The organism is Stenotrophomonas sp. (genome assembly GCF_036662295.1).
Lineage (GTDB): Bacteria > Pseudomonadota > Gammaproteobacteria > Xanthomonadales > Xanthomonadaceae > Stenotrophomonas.
The window spans coordinates 25,114-31,280 of record NZ_JAVWXA010000036.1 but is presented as its reverse complement, the minus strand read 5'-3'; the positions used below and the strand labels follow the sequence as shown (position 1 = coordinate 31,280).

General features: G+C 69.1%; 6 protein-coding genes. 2 read left to right on the top strand and 4 right to left on the bottom strand.

Annotated features, from left to right (window positions below):
- Positions 1-238: 238 nt before the first annotated feature.
- Together greB and RSA25_RS09365 are read right to left on the bottom strand one after the other, a co-directional pair.
- Complete coding sequence (gene greB / locus RSA25_RS09370; RefSeq protein ID WP_332808620.1) at positions 239-745, bottom strand: transcription elongation factor GreB; 507 nt, start codon at positions 743-745, stop codon at positions 239-241.
- A gap of 55 nt (positions 746-800) precedes the next feature.
- Positions 801-2,306 (bottom strand): helicase HerA-like domain-containing protein, encoded by a 1,506-nt coding sequence (locus tag RSA25_RS09365; protein ID WP_332808619.1) that lies wholly within the window; start codon positions 2,304-2,306, stop codon positions 801-803.
- A 147-nt stretch (positions 2,307-2,453) separates the two neighbouring features.
- On the opposite strand from RSA25_RS09365, the gene RSA25_RS09360 reads away from it, so the two are divergent.
- The gene (locus RSA25_RS09360; RefSeq protein WP_332808618.1) at positions 2,454-4,064 is read left to right on the top strand and encodes a transglycosylase SLT domain-containing protein; all 1,611 of its coding nucleotides are present in this window, start codon (positions 2,454-2,456) and stop codon (positions 4,062-4,064) included.
- A 121-nt stretch (positions 4,065-4,185) separates the two neighbouring features.
- Positions 4,186-4,527 carry a ribonuclease E inhibitor RraB gene (locus RSA25_RS09355; RefSeq protein WP_332808617.1) on the top strand — a complete coding sequence of 114 codons (342 nt, stop codon included), beginning with the start codon at positions 4,186-4,188 and terminating at the stop codon, positions 4,525-4,527.
- 123 nt (positions 4,528-4,650) lie between these two features.
- On the opposite strand, the gene asd is transcribed toward RSA25_RS09355, so the two are convergent.
- Positions 4,651-5,493: an archaetidylserine decarboxylase gene (asd, locus tag RSA25_RS09350; protein ID WP_332808616.1), complete on the bottom strand. Its 843-nt coding sequence runs from the start codon at positions 5,491-5,493 to the stop codon at positions 4,651-4,653.
- Positions 5,490-6,140 (bottom strand): SCO family protein, encoded by a 651-nt coding sequence (locus RSA25_RS09345; RefSeq protein ID WP_332808615.1) that lies wholly within the window; start codon positions 6,138-6,140, stop codon positions 5,490-5,492. Before RSA25_RS09345 ends, asd begins: the two co-directional genes overlap by 4 nt.
- Positions 6,141-6,167 lie beyond the last annotated feature (27 nt).

Sequence of the window (6,167 nt, the reverse complement as noted above, 5' to 3'; positions counted from 1 at the left end):
CCGGCAGTCGCGTACCTCCCGCTGCCCGCGCACCTGGACAGCGCACACGGTAGGGGTGGTTCCCAAACAACCGCCGATAACGGTGCACCACCCGGTAACGCCGCGCGTTGAACGAGGAAAGCGCCTTCACCGCCGATGGTCATGCCAACACCGAACGCGGCGGGGTCCATGGCAGTCGATTGGGATGCGACCCTACCAGCAGCCGGCAGCGCTCAACACCCGGCCGGCGCAGCTTTCCTCAGCCCGCACCGTACTCCACCGACAGGATCGCAAAGCCGGTGCGGCCGCTGGGCAGCTCTACCTCGAATTCGTCATCCACCCGTTTTTTCAGCAGGGCGCGCGCCAGCGGCGAGTCGATGCTGATCCAGCCGGTGGGGGCGTCGGTCTCGTCCGGGCCGACGATGCGATAGCGGCTCACGTCGCCGCTGTCCACGTTCTCCAATTCCACCCACGCGCCAAAGAACACCGCCTGCGGGTCGCTGGGCACGGTATCCACCACGCGCAGCGATTCCAGTCGCTTGGTCAGGTAGCGCACGCGCCGGTCGATCTCGCCCAGCTGCTTCTTGCGGTAGGTGTACTCGGCATTCTCCGAGCGGTCGCCTTCGGCGGCGGCCGCCGCCAGCGCCTTGACCACGTCCGGGCGGCGCACCCGCCACAGGTCGTCCAGCTCGTGCTTGAGCCGCTGGTGGCCCTGTGCGGTGATCAGGGCCGTGCTTTTTTCCGCGGGGGGACGCCAACGCGACATCAGGACTGTGTGTGCTCTGTAAAAGGGGCCACGCCCGCTGGCGCGGCACCGGGGATCAGCGTTTGCCGCCGAAAAGACCGCCGAGCAGGCCGCGCACGATCTGGTTGCCCAGTCGGGTGCCCACGGTGCGGGTGGTCTGCTTGGCCATGGTTTCGATCATGCCCTGGCGGCGCTTGGTGCCGAAGATGGCGTCCTTGATGGACTGCCCGAAGCCGCCTTCCTGCTGCTCGTCCTGCTCGCGGGTGCGGGCCTTGGGCGCATCGGCCTGCTCGGCCGCCTTCTGCGCGCGCTGGGCCAGCAACTCGGCCGCCGATTCGCGGTTGATCGCGGTGTCGTAGCGGCTGCCCACCGGGCTGCCGGCACGCACCTGCGCGCGCTCGGCCTCGGTGATCGCGCCCATCCGGCAGCGCGGCGGGGCGATCTGTGTCTGCTGCACCGGCGCGGGGATGCCCTTGTCCTGCAGCGTGGAGACCAGCGCTTCGCCGGTGCCCAGCTTGGCCAGCACGGCGGCCACGTCCAGCTTGGGATTGGGCACGAAGGTTTCCGCCGCCGTGCGGACCGCCTTCTGGTCGCGCGGGGTGAAGGCGCGCAGCGCATGCTGCACGCGGTTGCCGAGCTGGCCGAGGATGTTGGCCGGCACGTCGTCGGGGAACTGCGAGCAGAAATACACGCCCACGCCCTTGGAGCGGATCAGGCGCACCACCTGTTCGATGCGCTGCACCAGCGCCGGCGGCGCATCGTCGAACAGCAGGTGGGCCTCGTCGAAGATGAAGACCAGCTTGGGCTTGTCCAGGTCGCCCACTTCCGGCAGCGTCTCGAACAGCTCCGACAGCAGCCACAGCAGGAAGGTGGAATACAGCCGCGGCTTGAGCACCAGCTGGTCGGCGGCGAGGATGCCGATCACGCCCCGGCCGTCGTGGTTGAACCGCATGATGTCGGCCAGTTCCAGCGCCGGCTCGCCGAAGAAGGCCTCGCCGCCGTCCTGGGCAAGGCGCAGCAGCGAGCGCTGGATGGCCGCCACGGTCTGCGCGCTGACCAGGCCGTATTCGGTGGAGATGTCCTTGCGCTCCTCGGCGACCAGGCCGAGCAGGGCGCGCAGGTCGTCCAGGTCCAGCAGCAGCAGGCCGCGGTCGTCGGCCAGCTTGAACACGATGTCGAGCACGCCGGACTGGGTGTCGTTGAGCTCCAGGATGCGTGCCAGCAGGGTCGGGCCCATTTCGCTGACGGTGGTGCGCACCGGGTGGCCCAGCTTGCCGTACAGGTCCCAGAACACGGTGGGGCTGGCGGCGGGCGCGTAATCGGCCACGCCGAGGTCGCGCGCACGCTGAAGCAGGGCGTCGGTGCCCGTGCCGGGCACGGCCAGGCCGGACACGTCGCCCTTCACGTCGGCCAGGAACACCGGCACGCCGATCCGCGAGAAGCCTTCGGCCAGGGTCATCAGGGTGACCGTCTTGCCGGTGCCGGTGGCCCCGGCGACCAGCCCGTGGCGGTTGCCCAGGCGGGGTTGCAGGGTCACGGCGATATCGTCGGTGATGCCTTTGCCGAGCAGGATCGGATCCATGGTCAACTCGCTGGTGGACGTACAGGGGGGGGATGCTATCTGAATACGCAGGATTCTAAATATCAGTGCAGGGCCGACGACCTGCCGGGTTGCCCCGATGCAAGCGGCGCGGCTACTCTGCCCCTTCTTTCGCACACAGTGCCAAAAATGCCCGTTCCTGTCTTGTTTGTCCGTGGTTGGCCGTTGTTGGCGCTGGCTGCGATGGTGTCGATGGTGCCCGAGGCACATGCCCAGCGGGTTTCCGCGCGTGATCGGGTCAAGATCGAGGCGCTGGACCAGCGCATGGCCGCGGCCGAGAAGCGCTATCGCGACGCGCTGGTGCTGGTGGCCAACGCCGACCCCAAGGGCAAGAACGAAGGCGATGCCGCGCTGGAGGACATGGAGGATGTGATCAGCGCCTGCGTGGCCCAGAAGGGCTGCCAGGTCAGCAACATGCTGCCGGCCTACAAGCGCCTGCTCAAGGACAACGCCGACACCCGCGACAGCGACGATGCCACGCTGGCCAGCGATGGCGGCCTGCTGGAGGCCGACCCGGACCACACCAGCCCGCTGGCCGCCGACGTGCCCGAGGCCGCGCGCGCCGCCGCGCTGCTCAACGACAAGCGCCACGCCTTCGACAGCATGGTCGAGTACAACCCGGCCGTGCAGGCCGGCATCCGCCGCTGGCTGACCGACATGCGCCCGGCGTTGATGACCACCTACGAGAACTACCAGAACCTGCGCGCGGTGATGTGGCCGGAGTGGGAGAAGCGCGGCCTGCCCGAGGCGCTGCTGTTCGGGATCATGGCCAAGGAATCCAACGGCCGCGTGCACGCGTCCTCGCGCGCCGGCGCCGCCGGGCTGATGCAGTTCATGCCCGCCACCGGCCGCCGCTTCGGCCTGGGCCCGGACGGCACCGGCTTTGACACCCGCTTCGATGCGCGCAGCGCCGCCGAGGCCAGCGCCACCTACCTCAACGAACGCATGCGCGAGCTCAACGGCAACGTGGAACTGTCGCTGGCCGGCTACAACGGCGGCGAAGGCCGCGCCGCGCGCGTGTTCAAGCAGAGCGGCGGGCAGGGCTTCTGGGTGGACAGCGTGTACAACCAGTTCCCCGGCGAAACCAAGGACTACGTGCCGATGGTGATCGCCGCGGCGTGGATCTACCTGCACCCGCAGCAGTACGGGGTGGAATTCCCGAAGATCAGCGCGCAGCCGGCCACGATCCGCCTGGCCAAATCCACCAGCATCTACGAGCTGACCATCTGCCTGGGCAGTGCCGGCACCCGCGACGGCTACATGCGGGCGCTGCGCAACCTCAATCCGCGCTATGAGGCCGACGGCTGGATTCCTGCCGGCACCATCATCAACGCCACCACGCGCATCGCCGGGCTGTACAACCGCTACTGCGTGAGCGGCCCGCGCGCCGACCTGGCACGCACCCTGATCACCGCCGACCTCAACGCGGCGATCGTGCGGCCCAGCGCGGCCAGCTACACCGGCAACGTCGCGGTGGGCAGCGTGGTGCCGGTGACGCAGGTGCAGGCCAGCGCCGTGGCGGCCACGCCGATCGCCCCGGTCGCTGCCCCGGTGGCCAAGCCCAAGCCCAAGGCCAAGCCGGTGCGCAGCCACAAGGTGGGCAAGGGCCAGACCCTGGGCGCGATCGCCGACAAGTTCCAGTGCGATGTGCGCGAACTGGCGCGTGCCAACGGCCTGAAGGCCCCGGCCTATGCCTTGCGCCAGGGCCAGGTGCTGAAACTGCAGGGCTGCGACAGGTAAGCGCCCGCGGGATGGAGTAGGCTGCGCGCATTCCCGCCGCGGCCTGCCCGGTCCGGCGGACATCCATCACCGGTCGTGGCCGCCCGCCGCGACCCACAGGTAGACGCACACAGGAACACAGATGGATATCACCGCAATCAACGACATGTTCGCCAACATCCGCGAAAACACCGATTGGGACCTCAACGGCCCGATGCTGTGGGGCTACTTCTTCGTCAACACCACGCCGGAGCCGCTCACGGGGCTGTCGGAGAAGCTGGTCGCGCTGGGCTACACGCTGGTGGAGATCTTCGAGCCGGAGCTGGAAGACGGCGAAGCGCCGTACCACGTGCTGCACGTGGAGCGCGCCGAGGTGCATACCGAAGCCTCGCTGGACGCACGCAACCACGAGCTGCAGGCGCTGGCCGAGGCTAACGGGGTGGAAGACTACGACGGCATGGACGTCGGTCCGGTCGAGGCCTGATCGGCGTTCATCACGCACACGAAGACGCCCCGGGAAACCGGGGCGTTTTGGTATGGCGCCGACCGCGCGCTGGAACCGCCAGGTAGTGCCGGCCGCTGGCCGGCTCCCCGGATGCCTGCCGCCCTACAGCAGCGTCGCCAGCGGCTGGCCCAGCTGCACGGCATGCTCGGCATCCAGGTGCGGGGCGAAGGCGGCCACGTCCGGGGGCAGCAGCACGATCACCGTGGAGCCGTAGTTGAAGCGGGCCATCTCGGCAAACCGTTCCAGGGTGATGCCCTTGCCGCGGTAGTCCTTGCGCGTGATCGTATCGCCGTAGGCCGGAATCTCCTCGCCGCCCCACACCGTCTCCACGCCGGACACCAGCAGCGCGCCCACCATCACCTGCACCATCGGGCCAAAGTCCGTATCGAAGTGGCACACCAGGCGCTCGTTGCGGGCAAACAGCCCCGGCACGTGGTTGACGGCGGCCGGGCCCACGCTGAACAGCCGGCCCGGCACATGCACGGTCTCGCGCAGGGTGCCGGTCCAGGGCATGTGGACGCGGTGGTAGTCCTTGGGCGAGAGGTACACCGTGGCGAACAGGCCGTGCCGGAACACCTCGGCCGCGGCGGCATCGCCCAGCAGCTCGGCGGCGGTGAAGGACTGGCCCTTGGCCTGGAAGATGCGCCCGTCCTCGATCGCCCCCAACTGGCTGATCCGGCCATCGGCCGGCATCACCAGCGTGCGCGGATCGGCGGCGGCCACGCGCGCGCCGGGCTTGAGCGCCCGGGTGAAGAACTGGTTGAAGGTGGCGTAGCTGCGCGGATCGGGATTGGCCGCTTCGGCCAGGTTGACCCCGAACCTGGCGGTGACAGTGTCGATCAGCCAGCGCGAAATCCGCGGGTTGCGCGAATACGCCAGCCGGCGCGCCATCGAGGACATCAGGCGGTGCGGCAGGACGTAGCTCAGCGTGGTGGTCAGGCTCATGGTGCGGTCTTCTCGGTCAGCATCTGCAGGTCGCGGGCGATGGCCTGCGCGTTGAAGGGGGGGCGGATCAGGCCGGCAAGCTTGCCGTCCGGGTCGAGCACGGCCAGGCCGGCGGAGTGCTCGACGGTGTAATCCTCGGGGTTTTCGTCGATGTGCTTGCCGGGCACCTTCTGGAAGACGAAGCCTAGGGAGGTGGCGAAGCGCTCCAGCGAGGGGACGTCGCCGGTGGCGGCGAGGGTGTCCTTGTGGAAGGCGTGCACGTACTCGCCGAGGCGGGCCGGGGTGTCGCGCTCGGGGTCCACGGAGATGAAGACCAGGCGCGGGCGCAGGGTCTCCGGCTGGGCTTCCCACTGTTTCTGGGCCTGGGCCAGCTCGGCCAGGGTGGTGGGGCACACGTCGGGGCAGAAGGTGAACCCCAGGAAGACCAGGGTCCAGTGGCCCTTGAGTTCGCCGGGGATGAGGCGGGTGCCGTCGGACTGGCCGAGGTTGAAGTCGGGCAGGGGCCGGGGCTGGGGGTAGAGGGTGATGGATTCGGTGGCCGGGCGGGTGCTGGCCGGCGCGGGCGCGAACACCTTCTGCGCGGCGACCAGGCCAAGGCCGGCGGCCAGCGCGATGAGCAGGATGATGCCTGTGCTGCGATTGAACATGGAAAGCCCGTGCCCGGAAGGGGCCAC